The organism is Variovorax sp. P4_B11 (assembly GCF_056402355.1).
The window spans coordinates 35856-49932 of sequence record NZ_JBFUHO010000012.1 but is presented as its reverse complement, the minus strand read 5'-3'; the positions used below and the strand labels follow the sequence as shown (position 1 = coordinate 49932).

At 67.2% G+C, this 14077-nt stretch carries 12 protein-coding genes; 3 read left to right on the top strand and 9 right to left on the bottom strand.

The genetic code is table 11. From position 1 onward, the window contains the following. Positions 1-2: 2 nt before the first annotated feature. Genes AC1DYD_RS13640 through AC1DYD_RS13630 form a run of 3 tightly spaced genes read right to left on the bottom strand, consistent with a single transcriptional unit; the run spans position 3 to position 2756 of the window. Entirely contained in the window at positions 3-1691 is a 1689-nt protein-coding gene (locus AC1DYD_RS13640) for a sensor histidine kinase (RefSeq protein WP_478173277.1), read from the bottom strand. Positions 1692-1713: 22 nt separating this feature from the next. Next, positions 1714-1950 carry a PP0621 family protein gene (locus tag AC1DYD_RS13635; protein ID WP_478173276.1) on the bottom strand — a complete coding sequence of 79 codons (237 nt, stop codon included), beginning with the start codon at positions 1948-1950 and terminating at the stop codon, positions 1714-1716. Continuing rightward, positions 1947-2756 (bottom strand): cytochrome C assembly family protein, encoded by an 810-nt coding sequence (locus tag AC1DYD_RS13630; protein ID WP_478173275.1) that lies wholly within the window; start codon positions 2754-2756, stop codon positions 1947-1949. The genes AC1DYD_RS13635 and AC1DYD_RS13630 overlap by 4 nt, the downstream gene beginning before the upstream one ends. Positions 2757-2836: 80 nt before the next feature. Here AC1DYD_RS13630 and ffh point away from each other — a divergent pair, with 80 nt between their 5' ends. The 3 genes from ffh to AC1DYD_RS13615 all read left to right on the top strand — a co-directional run bounded on the left by ffh (position 2837) and on the right by AC1DYD_RS13615 (position 6064). Beyond that, positions 2837-4222 carry a signal recognition particle protein gene (ffh, locus tag AC1DYD_RS13625; protein WP_478173274.1) on the top strand — a complete coding sequence of 462 codons (1386 nt, stop codon included), beginning with the start codon at positions 2837-2839 and terminating at the stop codon, positions 4220-4222. 742 nt (positions 4223-4964) lie between these two features. Continuing rightward, entirely contained in the window at positions 4965-5447 is a 483-nt protein-coding gene (locus AC1DYD_RS13620) for an Hcp family type VI secretion system effector (RefSeq protein ID WP_478173273.1), read from the top strand. Between the two features lie 8 nt (positions 5448-5455). Further along, positions 5456-6064, top strand: a complete 609-nt coding sequence (locus AC1DYD_RS13615; RefSeq protein WP_478173272.1) for a peptidoglycan recognition protein family protein — start codon at positions 5456-5458, stop codon at positions 6062-6064. Positions 6065-6663: 599 nt separating this feature from the next. Here AC1DYD_RS13615 and mdoH read toward each other — a convergent pair. From mdoH to miaB, 6 genes are all read right to left on the bottom strand, one after another. Continuing rightward, a complete protein-coding gene (mdoH, locus tag AC1DYD_RS13610; protein WP_478173271.1) occupies positions 6664-8664 on the bottom strand; it encodes a glucans biosynthesis glucosyltransferase MdoH in 2001 nt (666 codons plus the stop codon). A gap of 5 nt (positions 8665-8669) precedes the next feature. After that, positions 8670-8870: a hypothetical protein gene (locus AC1DYD_RS13605; RefSeq protein ID WP_478173270.1), complete on the bottom strand. Its 201-nt coding sequence runs from the start codon at positions 8868-8870 to the stop codon at positions 8670-8672. Between the two features lie 195 nt (positions 8871-9065). Then, the gene (locus AC1DYD_RS13600; protein ID WP_478173269.1) at positions 9066-10499 is read right to left on the bottom strand and encodes a sigma 54-interacting transcriptional regulator; all 1434 of its coding nucleotides are present in this window, start codon (positions 10497-10499) and stop codon (positions 9066-9068) included. Then, positions 10496-11131: a hypothetical protein gene (locus AC1DYD_RS13595; protein WP_478173268.1), complete on the bottom strand. Its 636-nt coding sequence runs from the start codon at positions 11129-11131 to the stop codon at positions 10496-10498. Before AC1DYD_RS13595 ends, AC1DYD_RS13600 begins: the two co-directional genes overlap by 4 nt. A gap of 32 nt (positions 11132-11163) precedes the next feature. Then, positions 11164-12591, bottom strand: a complete 1428-nt coding sequence (locus AC1DYD_RS13590) for a sensor histidine kinase (RefSeq protein ID WP_478173267.1) — start codon at positions 12589-12591, stop codon at positions 11164-11166. Continuing rightward, the gene (miaB, locus tag AC1DYD_RS13585) at positions 12591-13958 is read right to left on the bottom strand and encodes a tRNA (N6-isopentenyl adenosine(37)-C2)-methylthiotransferase MiaB (RefSeq protein ID WP_478173266.1); all 1368 of its coding nucleotides are present in this window, start codon (positions 13956-13958) and stop codon (positions 12591-12593) included. Before miaB ends, AC1DYD_RS13590 begins: the two co-directional genes overlap by 1 nt. Positions 13959-14077 lie beyond the last annotated feature (119 nt).

Below are 14077 nucleotides of genomic sequence, written 5' to 3'. Positions count from 1 at the left end.
GGCTATTGTGTCAGCCGGGTCTCGGCCGCGGCAAACGAAACGTAGAACGCGTTGCCTTCGGGGCCAGACTCCGACAACGCGCGGCGCTCGTAGCCGATGGTGGCGTCGTGCCGCTCGCACAGTTCCCGGCACAGGAAAAGGCCCAGTCCGCTCGAGCGGCTTTCGGAGGAGAAGAAGGGCTCGAACAAATGCCGCTGCACCGCCGGTTCGAGCGGCGCGCCGTCGCTCCAGATCTGCAGCGTGGCCCGGCCGGCGGCGTTGAGCCGGGTCGTGACCTGGATCGAGCCATCGCGATCGCCCGCGTAGCGGGCCGCGTTGTCGAGCAGGTTCACGAGGATGCGGCGCAGGTGCTCGACGTCGAAGCGCACGTCGCTGCCAGGGGCGTCGAGCGCCAGCAAGACGCCCTGGCGCTGCGAATGCAGCACCCATTCCTCGGCCAGCGTGCGCACGGTGGCATCGAGCGCCAGCTGTTCGCCGAGCGGCAGCATGCGCTGCTGCCGGGCCCGCGCGACGTCGAGCACGTCGTCGACGATGCGCGCCAGGCGCTGCGCGTTCTGCTGCACCATGGTCGTCAACTGGCGATGCGCCGGATCGACCAGGTCCTCGGCCAGCAGCGCGCTGGCCTGGGTGATGGCGGCCAGCGGGTTGCGGATCTCGTGCGCCACCGCGGCCGACATCCGGCCCATGGCGGCCAGCTTCTCGGTGCGGATGCGGGCCTCGAGTTCGCGCAGATCCTGCAGGAACATCACGCAGAGGCTGTCGGAGCCCGGGTCGGGCGAGCGGGTCAGCCGTGTGCGCACGCGCACTTCGCGCGCCGCGCCCTGGGCCTGGGCGAGCGGGATCTCCTTCGACTGCGGGGTGCGGCGCGCGAAGGTCTGGCGTGCCAGCGCGGCCAGCGAGGCCCAGGCCGGATAGGCATTCAGCGTGAAGGGCAGCTCGATCCGGGCCAGGCCCTGGCCCAGGATGGCGTCGGCGGCGGGATTGGCGGCGTGCACCTGGCCCTGCGCATCGACCACCAGCACGCCTTCGCTGAGCGTCTCGATCACCAGGTCGTTGACCAGCGCATGCATCTGTGCGGCGCTTCGGTTGCGCTGGGCCAGCGCCTCCTCGCGCGTGAGCCGGCGCGCCATCTCGTGGGCGATCAAGGCGACCACGAACAGGCCGGTGCCGGTCAGCGCCGCCTGCACGAAGCGCGGCGAGGTGTCGGCCGGCTGCTCCAGCCAGTACCAGGTGGCATGGCCGAGCAGCAGCAGCGTCGCGGCAGCGGTGGTGCCGAGGCCGACCGTGCCGGTGCCCAGCACGGCACCCATCAGCACCGGCAGCGCGAACAGTGGCGAGTAGTTGATGCCCCCGACCTGCAGCACCTGCAGCGCCGCGAAGACGACGAGGTCGACGCCGATGGTCGCGAACCAGGTGCGGCCCAGGCTGCGGATCTGCTGCATCGGCGGATAGCGCGCGGTCAGCAGGGTGGCCACCAGATAGGCGGCGCACAGCGCGATCGTCGCCGGCTGCGCCGACTGTCCGAGCATCAGCGCGAGGCCCTGCAGCAGCAGCAGCACCGCCGCCACGAAGCAGCGCGCGGCGACGAAGCCGCGCCACAGGCGCTTCAGCGCGGTACTCTGGCCGCTGAACTGTTCGAGCGAACTCCAGTCGGTCGCGGGTTCGCCACGGGCACGCAGGAACGCGGTCATGCCGGACGCCCCGGGGCCTGTTTCATTTCCCGTCGGCTTCGCGGTGCGCCGTGCTGCAGTACACGGCGCCGTCGGGGCCGGCGATCGCATCGGCGGCCGGCAGGTGCAGCCCGCAGTGCGCGCAGCGCACCATGGCTTGCGGTGCGCCGACCGCCGGGGGCTTCTGCGGCGGCGGCCGCGACTGCATCTCCTCGCGCCGGTTCTTGCGCCAGAGCCAGACCGCCACGAAGACGATCGCGAAGACGAGCAGGTATTTCATGAGATTGCGCGCGACAGCACGACTTCGAGCACGAAGCGCGAACCCACATAGGCCAGCAGCAGCAGCGCCGAGCCGGCGTAGAGCACGCGCCGTGCGGTGCGGCCGCGCCAGCCGAAGCGGGCGCGGCCGGTCAGGAGGATCGCGAAGGTGAGCCAGGCCAGCACCGAGAAGACCGTCTTGTGGTCCCACTTCCAGCCGCGCACCGCGCCGCCGTACAGCGTCTCGCTGAACAGCAGGCCGGCCAGCAGCGTGGCCGACAGCAGCACGAAGCCCGCGGTCACGAATCGGAAGGTGAGGCGTTCCATGGTCAGCAGCGGCACGCCGCCCTGCGGCTCGGCGGCGAGACGGATCTGCTTCTCGGCCCGCGTCATGAGCCAGGCATGGACCACCGCGGCGCCGAACAGGCCGTACGAGGCGATCCCGAGCGCGAGGTGCAGCGGCAGCCACGGCGAGGCCGAGACATGCAGCGGCGTGCCGGGGAACAGTACCGCCAGCAGCACCGCGGCGGCGCCCAGCACCGCCAGCGCGCGCCGGACCTTGAGCTGCGGATAGAGACTGCTCTCGATCGCGTAGACGGTCAGCACCAGCCACGCCGTGACCGAGATCGCCGGCGCGAAGCCGAAGCGCGGCGTGCCGCCGACCAGCCCGGTGGCCAGCGCCAGGGCGTGCAACAGCCAGGCCAGCCCGAGCAGCCAGGGGGTCGAGGAGCGGCTGAGGCTGGAGGCGGCGGCAGCGGTGACGCCATAGGCGGCAGCGGTGGCGATGCCCAGTGCCACGCCGAGCGGGGAGGGGATCGCTAAAATCATCGGCCGGAGTTTAGCTTCTCGCCTCCTGCGGAATGCCGTCGCTCCCGTTCTCATACCGGTCCCGTCCAGCGGGAAGCACCATGGCCAGCGCCCTCACCGAAAAATTCACCCGCCTCGTCAAACAGGTCAGCGGCCAGGCCCGCATCACCGAAGGCAATGTCCAGGACATGCTGCGCGAGGTGCGCATGGCCCTGCTCGAGGCCGACGTCGCCTTGCCCGTGGTGCGCGATTTCGTCGCCCGCGTGAAGGAAAAGGCGCTCGGCCAGGAAGTGCTGGGCTCGCTGAAGCCGGGCCAGGCGCTGGTCGGCATCGTCAACCGCGAACTGGCGGCCACGATGGGCGAGGGCGTGGCCGACATCAACCTGGCAGCGCAGCCGCCGGCCGTGATCCTGATGGCCGGCCTGCAGGGCGCCGGCAAGACCACCACCACCGCCAAGCTGGCCAAGCACCTGATCGAGAAGCGCAAGAAGAAGGTGCTGACCGTGTCGGGCGACGTCTACCGGCCGGCCGCCATCGAGCAGCTCAAGACGGTGACGAAGCAGGCCGGCGCCGAGTGGTTCCCGAGCACGCCCGACCAGAATCCCCTGGATATCGCGCGGGCCGCGCTCGACCATGCCAAGCGCCACTTCTTCGACGTGCTGCTGGTCGACACCGCGGGCCGACTCGCGATCGACGAGGTGTTGATGCAGGAAATCCAGCAGCTGCATGCGGCGCTCGATCCGGTCGAGACCCTGTTCGTGGTCGACGCCATGCAGGGCCAGGATGCGATCAACACCGCCCGCGCCTTCAAGGAGGCGCTGCCGCTGACCGGCATCATCCTGACCAAGACCGACGGCGACTCGCGCGGCGGCGCCGCGCTGTCGGTGCGCCAGGTCACGGGCGTGCCGATCAAGTTCGCCGGTGTCAGCGAGAAGATCGACGGCCTCGAGGTGTTCGACGCCGAGCGCCATGCGGGCCGCATCTTGGGCATGGGCGACATCGTGGCGCTGGTCGAGCAGGTCACGGCCGGTGTCGACGTGGCGGCGGCGCAGAAGCTGGCGGCCAAGGTCAAGAGCGGCGCCGGCTTCGATCTCAACGACTTCCTCGGCCAGCTGCAGCAGATGAAGCAGATGGGCGGACTGTCGAGCATCCTTGACAAGCTGCCGGCGCAGATGGCGGCCAAGGCGACCGAGGCCGACATGACGCGGGCCGAGCGCGACATCCGGCGCAAGGAAGGGATCATCAACAGCATGACGCCGCTGGAGCGCCGCAAGCCCGAACTGCTGAAAGCGACGCGCAAGCGCCGCATCGCGGCCGGCGCCGGTGTCCAGGTCCAGGAAGTGAACCGGCTGCTCAACGAATTCGAGCAGATGCAGGGAATGATGAAGAAGATGAAGGGCGGCGGCCTCATGAAGATGATGAAGCGCATGGGCGGCATGAAGGGCATGCCCCCGATGGGCGGGGGCGGCGGGATGCCGCGGTTCTGAGCGTGGCCGAGCCCCATCTGCTTTGAGTCGAGGGCGGCGCCTGCCGCCCTCTCAGACGACGCTGACTTCCAGCCGCTTGCCCAGCGTCGCCAGCGCCTGCTGGATGCTGTCACGCGCGTGCGGTGTCGAAGATCGGTGAGCCGGTTGACCTCCTGGGCGCTGGTGTGGAGCTTGCGCGCAAGGTCCGCAGGGCGCACCTTCCGGCGCACCATCTCGTTGAGAAGCAGCACCTTGGCGCTCAGGCTGACGGGCAGCTCGATGGCGTCCCTGCCTTTGGCGACGGGGCGCGGGGCCCGGTACCTCGCGCCGGTCCTCGAAGTAGAAATCCAGCGCGGTGACCAGCGCGTCCTGCGCCATCGCGAGGGCTTCCTCCCTCGTCGGCGCACTGGACAGGCCTCGGGGATGTCGGGGAACGAGGCCGTGTAGCCGTCGCCGTCTTTCGTGATGCCCACTGCGTATTTCATATTTTTTCTGTTTTGTTCGAAAGTCCCTGGGGGCTCAGGGCCAGTAGAAGAGACCGTGGCGGTGCGCAAGAGGTCCTGCAATCTATCTCCTAGCAGCTTCTTGTCGCGGATTTCCATGCTAATGGACTCAGAGCGTGCGGAGCGTGCAATTTCAGAGCGTTCTCATTGTGTAGCCGGCCGCTTCGCGCGAGGTCCGCGCGGCAATCCGCTGGACGTCCTCGCTCTCGCGAAGCAATATCTGCCAGTTATTCAATCCCAACAGAATTTGGAGCATCGAATTGTTACAGGATATTTTCTTGAAATTGACCGGAATCAGCGGCGAATCCCAGGACGACGAGCACCAAGACGAAATCGAAGTTTTGCGTTGGGATTGGAATGTCAGTCAGCAGTCAAGTATGCATTCCGGCAGCGGGGGCGGATCAGGCAAGGCGACCGTTGGGGATCTGAACTTCGACCACTACGTGGACCGATCCAGCCCAAACCTGATGAAGTATTGCCTCATCGGAAAGCACATAGCTAACGCAACTCTCGTCGTTAGAAAAGCCGGAGGATCGCCGCTGGAGTATCTCAAAATCACGATGGATGATGTCATTGTCACCCTCGTAGCACCTGCAGCGACTGAGTCGATGGACCGGGTGAGGGAGCAGGTTGGTCTTTCTTTTGCCAGGGTGAAACAAGAATACGTCATCCAAAATCAGCAGGGCGGGTCCGCCGGCACCGTTGCGGCCGGCTACGACATGCAAGCGAATAAAGAGGCGTAAGAAGAAATATGCTTTACATCACAAAAGATGGACACGTTGATGCCGGGGCGAAAATCAAGATGAAGATATTTCCTCAAATTGAGCGCGGACCGTTGCGCAAGGTCAATGGCTTGATTGTCCATCAAACAGGTGGGTCGTTCCAGTCCGCCCTAAGCAGCTACAGCGCAAAAGGTGCAAAGGGCGCCCATTTTCTGATTGATAAAGACGGTACGATCTATCAAACTGCGTCCTTATACAAGGTCACGATTCACACCGGCATGCTGCGATCGCGATGCCTTCATACGCAAAAATGTACTCCTGCGGAGTTTAAGGTGGTAAGCGGTTTGGAAAAGAAATGGCAGCCTCAAGCTATGTCCGATCGAGAGTATAGAAAGCCATTTCCAGACCGTTACCCCATAAACGCGGACGCGATTGGGATTGAGATCGTTGGTCGATCATTTGAAGTGCCAGGCCAAAAGGAGCAGCAATTTGAGGATGTGAATGACGCACAGAATGCCTCTCTTAAATGGCTCGTTCGTGAACTTGCCGATACCCTGAATATCTCGATGAGCGAAATCTACCGTCATCCGGAAATCGCGAGAAAAACCCCTTCTGAGGCGGGCGCCGCGAAATGGTAGGAACGCATTTGTCGCTTAAGACAGCGGCCCTGTCTCTGTTGCTGCTGGGGGGGGCGACTGGGTACGCCCGAACGGTAAAGAATTTGAATATTGAAATAATCGGGGCGACGGTTGAGTCGGTCTCGAACGTAAACGAGATAAATGCCTGTAAGAAATTCAGACCAACGAAAAGTCAGGTGATCAGATTTTTCAACAGAGCGTACCCGGTTGAAGCGGCAATTAGAAATGATCGATATACCACGTGCTACGCTGAAGGCTCGCTGACCTTTAGCGATAACTACAGTGGCCGGTGGATATTGTTTTCAAGCGGTGTGGCTAGGTTTACATTCCTCGGAGAGGATGTTGTCTACTTGTCTTACAAAAATAATGGATGGCATGATCCATTTGCTTGCACGTACGGATATTCCAGTGAAGGCGAATGCTAAAAAAAAGATTTCGCTCTCCGAATTCTTATCGCTTGCAGTTCGTCGAATGCGGCGACTGCCTTCCGCTGTCAGCTTGTCTGCGCATAGCCAATGCGCGCAAGCGTGAGACCAACGTGCAAATCTTCCAAAGCAAAAAAGCCCCGCATCGCGGGGCTTTTTGTTGAAGCGTTCGGTTCAGGCCGCAGCAGGCCGCGACAGCCGCAGCGCATGCATCCAGGCCCTGCGCAGCACCGCCGGCGAGCGCGATTCCTCGGGGATCAGCAGGAAGCCGCGGTCGCGCAGCGCGATGCCGAAGCCGATCTGGCTGGTCAGCACGGTCAGCGGGATCGCCAGCAGCAGCGGCAGGCCCACGGGCATCAGCCAGGTCAGTGCGCTGGCATCGATCAGCGCGATGCCGACGGCCAGCGCGGCGATCACGAAGGACATCGGCGCCAGCTGCGAGACCGCGATGCGCCACGAGACGGCGGCGGCTTCGCGCGGAGGCGACTTCCAGTCGAGCTTGAGGCCGGTCAGCGCGACCACCACGAACAGCGAGTGGGCCAGCATGCGCACCGGCGCCTGGACGATCGCCATCGCGCTTTCGAGCGCGGCGCTCTTGAGCAGGCCGCCGATGCCGCCGAACTGGCGCTGCTCGCCGCGGATCACGACCGCGATCAGGCCCAGGATGCGCGGCAGGAACAGCAGGCACAGCGTCCAGATCCACAGGCCGGCGAGCTCCATCGGCATCGCGAGCCAGTGCTCGACCACGCTCGAACCGGTCAGCCACAGCGCCGTGCCGAGGGTCAGGAAGGCCAGCCACAGCGGCGCCGAGGCATAGGCCATGGTGCCGGTGACGAACATCGCGCGGTGCACCGGGTGCAGGCCGGGCTCGGCCATCAGGCGGGCGTTCTGCAGATTGCCCTGGCACCAGCGGCGGTCGCGCTGCAGCTCGGACAAGAGGTCCGGCGGCTGCTGCTCGTAGCTGCCGACCAGGTCGGCAACCAGCCACACGTGGTAGCCGGCGCGGCGCATCAGCGCAGCCTCGACGAAGTCGTGCGACATGATGCCGCCCGACATGCCGCCGCTGCCCTTGATCGGCGCCAGCGCGCAGTGGTCCATGAAGGGCTGGACGCGGATGATCGCGTTGTGGCCCCAGTAGTGCGACTCGCCGAGCTGCCAGAACTGCATGCCGAGCGTGAACAGGCGGCCGGTCATGCGCGAGGCGAACTGCTGGGCGCGGGCGTGCAGCGTGACATGGCCGATGGCCTGGGTCGCGGTCTGGATGATGCCGGCCGTGGGGTTGGCTTCCATCAGCTTGACCATCGCGGTCAGGCAGTCGCCGCTCATGACGCTGTCGGCGTCGAGCACGACCATGTAGCGGTAATCCTTGCCCCAGCGGCGGCAGAAGTCGGCCACGTTGCCGGCCTTGCGGTGCGTGCGGCGGGTCCGCAGGCGGTAGTAGACCTCGACCTGCGGCTGGTTGGGGCTGTCGGCCAGTGCGGCGCGCAGGTCTTCCCAGGCGGCGCGCTCGGCGGCGGCGATCTCGGGCGTGTAGCTGTCGGACAGCACGAAGACGTCGAACTGCTTCGCGTGGCCGGTGGCGGCCACCGATTCGCAAGTTGCGCGCAGGCCGGCGAACACGGTCGACACGTCCTCGTTGCAGATCGGCATGATGATCGCCGTGCGGGCCGCGGGGTTCATCGGGTGGTCGGCCACCTGCTTGGCGGACAGCGCGTGCTTGTCACCGCGCACCGAGACGTAGAAGCCCATCAGCGCGGTCACGAAGCCGGTCACGACCCAGCCCGAAAGAACCGCATAGAGCGCGATCTGGCTGTATTCGAGCCACAGGTTGTCGTAGTCGGGCTGGACGCGGGCGAACAGCGTGGCGGCGGCCACGGTGCTCAGCACGGTCAGTGCCAGGAACGCGAGGCGGCGCTGCGCGGCCGCACGCTGCCAGGGCTGCTGCGGTCCGGCGGTCTTGCCGACCGACTTGGACACGGCACCGGCGCCCAGCTTCACGAGCAGGGCGGTGCCGATGCTGTTCCAGAAGCCGCGCCAGGGTCGGGGCGTCATCGAGCCGCGGTTGATCGGGGGCGCCGTCACCGAGTTCGGGTGGCGTTCCTCGCGCAGCGGGCTGCGATGCGAGAAATCGCTTTCGGCCAGCAGCTTCGGTTGGGCGTAGTGGGTGGGCTTCATGCGCTTCAGCCGCGTTGCTTGTCGAAGGAGGTGTCGCCGATTGCCGGAAAGCGCTTGAACACGCTCTCGGGCGCGATGTGGCCGGCACCCGACTGGGCTGCCAGCATCTGACCCGCGGCACGGGGCCGCGAGAGGGAAAACTGCTTTTGACGCAGGCCGTCGCGCTGCGGACGCAGAGCGAAAGTGGGGCTGGTGAGTGCTGTCATGCCTGTACAGGGGCAAACCCTGTGCCAGGGCCAAAAAACCCTTTGAAATCAATCGCTTGGACTGAATTTCCGGTTTTTCGCGGGGGGCGCCGGGCGAAAAAGGCCGCCAGACCCCCGAATTTGTCGCCTGGCCCCGACAGCCAGGAAGCCTGACTGACAAAACCCAATCAAATCAACAACTTGGCGTGTCGCTGGTCAGCGACCGTTTTCGCCGCCCGGCGACGGGGCGTCGGCCTTGAAGTGGCCGGGCGTGAGTTCGTGCTTCTGCAGCAGGCGGTAGAACTCGGTCCGGTTGCGGTCGGCGAGGCGGGCCGCATCGGCCACGTTGCCATCGGTCAGCTTGAGCAAACCGACCAGGTAATCGCGCTCGAAGCGCTGCTTGGCCTCGGCGTAGGTCTGCACTTCGACACTCGGCACGCGCAGCGCGCGCTGCACCAGCGCCAGCGGGATCAGCGGCGAGCTCGACAGCGCGCAGACCTGCTCGACCACGTTGTACAGCTGGCGCACGTTGCCGGGCCAGGAGGCGGTGGTCAGCGCCTTCAGCGCCTCGGGCGCGAAGCCCGACAGCCGCTTGTTGTACTTGGTCGACAGCCGCTGCAGGAAGTGGTTGGCCAGCAACGGAATGTCCTCGCGCCGCGCCGACAGCGGCGGCAGGCTCAGTGTCACGACATTGAGGCGGTAGTACAGGTCTTCGCGGAACTGTCCGGCCTCCATCGCGGCATCGAGGTCGCGGTGGGTGGCCGAGATGATCCGGACGTCGACCGCGATCGACTGGCTGCCGCCGAGCGGGCGCACCGCGCGCTCCTGCAGCACCCGCAGCAGCTTGACCTGCAGGGCCGGCGGCATGTCCCCGATCTCGTCGAGCAGCAGGGTGCCGCCGTCGGCCTGCTGGAACAGGCCCTTGTGGTTGGCGACCGCGTCGGTGAAGGCGCCCTTCATGTGGCCGAACAGCTCGGATTCCAGCAGGGCCTCAGGGATGGCGCCGCAATTGACCGCCACGAAGGGCTTGTCGGCGCGCGCGCTCGCGCGGTGGATGGCGCGCGCCAGCACCTCCTTGCCGGCGCCGCTGTCACCGCGCAGCAGCACGCTGGCATCCGACTTGGCGACCATCCGGGCCTCGGCCAGCAGCTCGGCCATGCGGTTGCTGCGGCTCACGATCTCGGCGCGCCAGCTTTCGTCGCCGGCCTTGCCGGGCGTGGCGGCCGGCGCGCCCAGGGCCAGCGCCTGGCCGATCTTCTCGAGCAGCTCGCGGGCGTCGTAGGGCTTGGTGAGGTAGGTGAAGACGCCGCGCGCCGTGGCTTCGACCGCATCGGGAATGGTGCCGTGCGCGGTCAGCAGGATCACCGGCAGGGTCGGATGGCGCTTGCGGATCTCGTCGAACAGCGCCAGGCCGTCGCGGCCCGGCAGCCGGACGTCGGACAGCACCAGCTGCGGGTGTTCGATCTCGAGCTGGGTCAACGCCGATTCGGCCGAGGTCACGGCCGTGACCTGGTAGCCGGCCGAAGTCAGCCGCATCGACAGCAGGCGCAGCATGTCGGCGTCGTCGTCGACCACCAGCAGGCGGGCGCCGCGCGCGGTCGGGCCGGCGGCCGCGTCGGGCAGCTTCGGGGGCGGCGCGGCACCACTCATGGAGCCGCCTTCGGCGCCGCGGGCGCCGGGTTGGGCCGCGCGAAGCTGCGCTCGATGGCGCGCAGGGCCTCGATGCGGTCGTTCAGCTGGTCGATGCGGCGCTGGCTGTCGCGCAGCAGCTGCGCCTGCTTGTCGCGGTCGTCCTCGACCTTGCGCTGCTCCGCGTAGCGGGCCGACAGCGCGCGCGCCAGCGGCTGCAGCGGCAGGGCGTCGGCGGAAGGGTTGGAGACCACGCGCTGCAGCAGGGCGATGGCGCGCGCGAGGTCGCCGGGCGCCCGGGTCTGGGCCAGCACGATCGCCATCTGCACCTGCACCGAGGGGGTCTCGACCAGGTCGCCGAGGCGGTTGAGTTCGGCCGCCAGTTCGGGCGCGCCGAGCGGGCGCACCTTGTCGGCGTAGGCCAGCATGGCGCCCACCGGGCCCTGGGTCCATTGGCTGAAGATGCTGGCGGGCTGGGTCGCGGGCGCCAGCGGTTCGGCCTCGACCGGAGTGATCGCCGGATGCGCGGGCGGTGGGGCGACGGCGACCGCGACCGGCGTGGGCGGCGGCTTGCGGGGCGCGGCGCAGCCGGCCAGCAGCAGCACGACGCAGCTCATGGCGATGGCGGATCTGCGAAAGATCAAGAAAGGCATGGACCTAGGAAATGGCGCGTGGGCGATGGAAGTCAGGCGGAGCGCGGCAGCGCGATGCGGAATCGCGCCCCCGGTCCCTCCGGCAGCAGCGTGATGCGGCCACCATGGGCTGCAATGTACTCCTGCACGATCGACAAGCCGATGCCGGTCCCCTTGACCGAGTGCTGGGGCTGTCGCTCGCCGCGGTAGAAAGGCTCGAAGACCCGGTCGCGATCGCCCTCGGCGACGCCCGGGCCGGCGTCGGCGATGTCGATCTGCGCGGTCTCGGCGGTGCTCGACACCGTGATGGTGATGGTGCCGCCGCGGGCCGAGAAGCGGATCGCGTTCGACAGCAGGTTGGCCAGCGCGGTGCCGAGCTTGACCGGGTCGACCACCACCGAGATCGGCTCGCCCTCGGCGCGCACCGTGAGGCCGTTGGCCTGCCATTGCAGCCGCTGGGCCTCGATCTGCTCCTCGATCAGCGGCAGCAGCGGCGTGCGCTCGCGGCGCAGTTCGCGGGCCTCGAAGGCGGCCGCGTTGAAGCGCAGCAGGGCTTCGATCTGGCCCTGCAGCGCGACCGTGTTCTGCTGCAGGATCTGCGTCACCTCGAGCTGGGCCGGGTTGAGGGCGCCGGTCACGCCGTCTTCCAGCAGCGAAACGCCTTCGCGCAGTGCGGCCAGCGGGGTCTTGAGTTCATGCGAGACGTGTCGCAGGAAACGTGCCTTGTCGGCGTCGAGCTCGGTCAGCCGCAGCCGCAGCCACTCGAGCTGCTGCGACACCCGCCGGACGTCGGCCGGTCCTTGGATGTCGATCGGCACGTCGAGCCGGTTCTCGCCGAGGCCGACGATCGCGCGCTCGAGCCGCTTGAATGGCCGCGCCAGCCAGATGCCGAAGGCCAGCGCCAGCGAAACGGCCAGCGCGCTGGCCGCGATCACGAGCCGCATCAGGCGCTTGCGCGCGGTCTCGATGCGCTGGGCCAGCTCGTTGTTCTGGGTCTCGATCAGGAACTGCGCCTGCTGCGCGATCTGGGTGTTGAGGGCGTCGAGCTCCCGGAACTGCACCGCCATCGAACTCTCGCGTGCCAGCGCGGTCTCGGGCGCACCGCTCATCAGGCCCTGGATGACGTCGAGCTGCTCGCGCCACTTGTCGGGGCCGTCGGGACCGAGGCCGTTGCTGCCGAGCCGGCCCAGCACCTGGCGGGCGTCGCGCGCGGCGTCCTCGAAGCGGCGCCGCAGCACGGCGTCGTTGAGCACCAGCGACTGGCGCCCGGCGCGCTCCATGGCGGCGCTGCGCTCGGCCAGGGACTGCGCGGCGCCGGACAGCGTGAGCGCCCGCGCCGCCGCGTCGCGGCTCTGGGTCATGAGGATGTCGTACTGGAACACGGCGCGCAGGGCCACGCCCACCAGCAGCGCGGTGATCAGCAGGAACGCGAACAGCAGCAGTTGCTGGAACGAGCCGCGGGCCGAAGTCAGTTTCGCCATCAAGCGACCGGCAACGCAGCGGCGCGGCCGGCCTGCGTGGATTCGGCCGTCACGACCTCGCCGCGCAGCGTGTAGGCCAGCGAGCGCGTGATGCGCAGGTCGACCATCTGGCCGACCAGCCGGGCGTCGCCTTCGAAATTGACGACCCGGTTGCACTCGGTGCGGCCCATCAGCTCGCGCGCGTCCTTGCGCGAGGCGCCCTCGACCAGCACCCGCTGCACCGTGCCGACGCGGCTTTCGCCGAAGCGCTTGACGTTGCCGTCGATCACGGCCTGCAGCTGCTGCAGCCGCGCCAGCTTGACCGCATGCGGCGTGTCGTCATGCAGCGCCGCCGCCGGCGTGCCGGGCCGCGGGCTGAAGATGAAGCTGAAGCTGGCGTCGAACTCGAGCTGGTCGATGAGCCGCATCATCTTGCCGAAGTCCTCGTCGGTTTCGCCCGGGAAACCGACGATGAAGTCGCTGCTGAGCGCGAGCTGGGGCCGGATCGCCCGCAGCTTCTTGACCGTGCTCTTGTATTCCATCGCGGTGTAGCCGCGCTTCATGGCCATCAGGATGCGGTCGCTGCCGTGCTGCACCGGCAGGTGCAGGTGGTTCACGAGCTGGGGCACGCGGGCATAGACGTCGATCAGGCGCTGGGTGAACTCGTTCGGGTGGCTGGTGGTGTAGCGGATGCGCTCGATCCCCGGGATCTCGGCGACGTATTCGATCAGGGTGGCGAAATCGGCGATCTCGGCCGTGTCGCCCATGCGGCCGCGGTAGGCGTTGACATTCTGGCCCAGCAAGGTGACTTCGCGCACGCCCTGGTCGGCGAGGCCGGCGATCTCGACCAGCACGTCGTCCAGCGGCCGGTTGATCTCCTCGCCGCGGGTGTAGGGCACGACGCAGTAGCTGCAGTACTTCGAGCAGCCTTCCATGATCGAGACGAAGGCGGTGGCGCCCTCGACCCGGGCCGGCGGCAGGTGGTCGAACTTCTCGATCTCGGGGAAGCTGATGTCGACCTGCGGCCGGCCCTCGCGGGCGCCTTTGCTCAGCATCTCGGGCAGGCGGTGCAGGGTTTGCGGCCCGAAGACCACGTCGACATAGGGCGCACGGGCGATGATCGCGGCGCCTTCCTGGCTGGCGACGCAGCCGCCGACGCCGATCTTCACGCCCTTGGCCTTCAGGTGCTTGACGCGGCCGAGGTCGGAGAACACCTTTTCCTGCGCCTTTTCGCGCACCGAGCAGGTGTTGAACAGGATCAGGTCGGCCTCGTCCACGTTGGTGGTGGGCTCGTAGCCTTCGGCGGCACGCAACACGTCGGCCATCTTGTCCGAGTCGTACTCGTTCATCTGGCAGCCGAAGGTCTTGATGAAAACTTTGGGGGTCATGGGGCTCTCCCGGTGGGGATCGGGGTTCACTGTCTTTTCGGGAGACACCGCGGAACTGGCTCTGCCAGGCCGCTGGTGCCGCCCCCGGAGAGGGGGTGGGCGGCTACACGAAGTGAGCC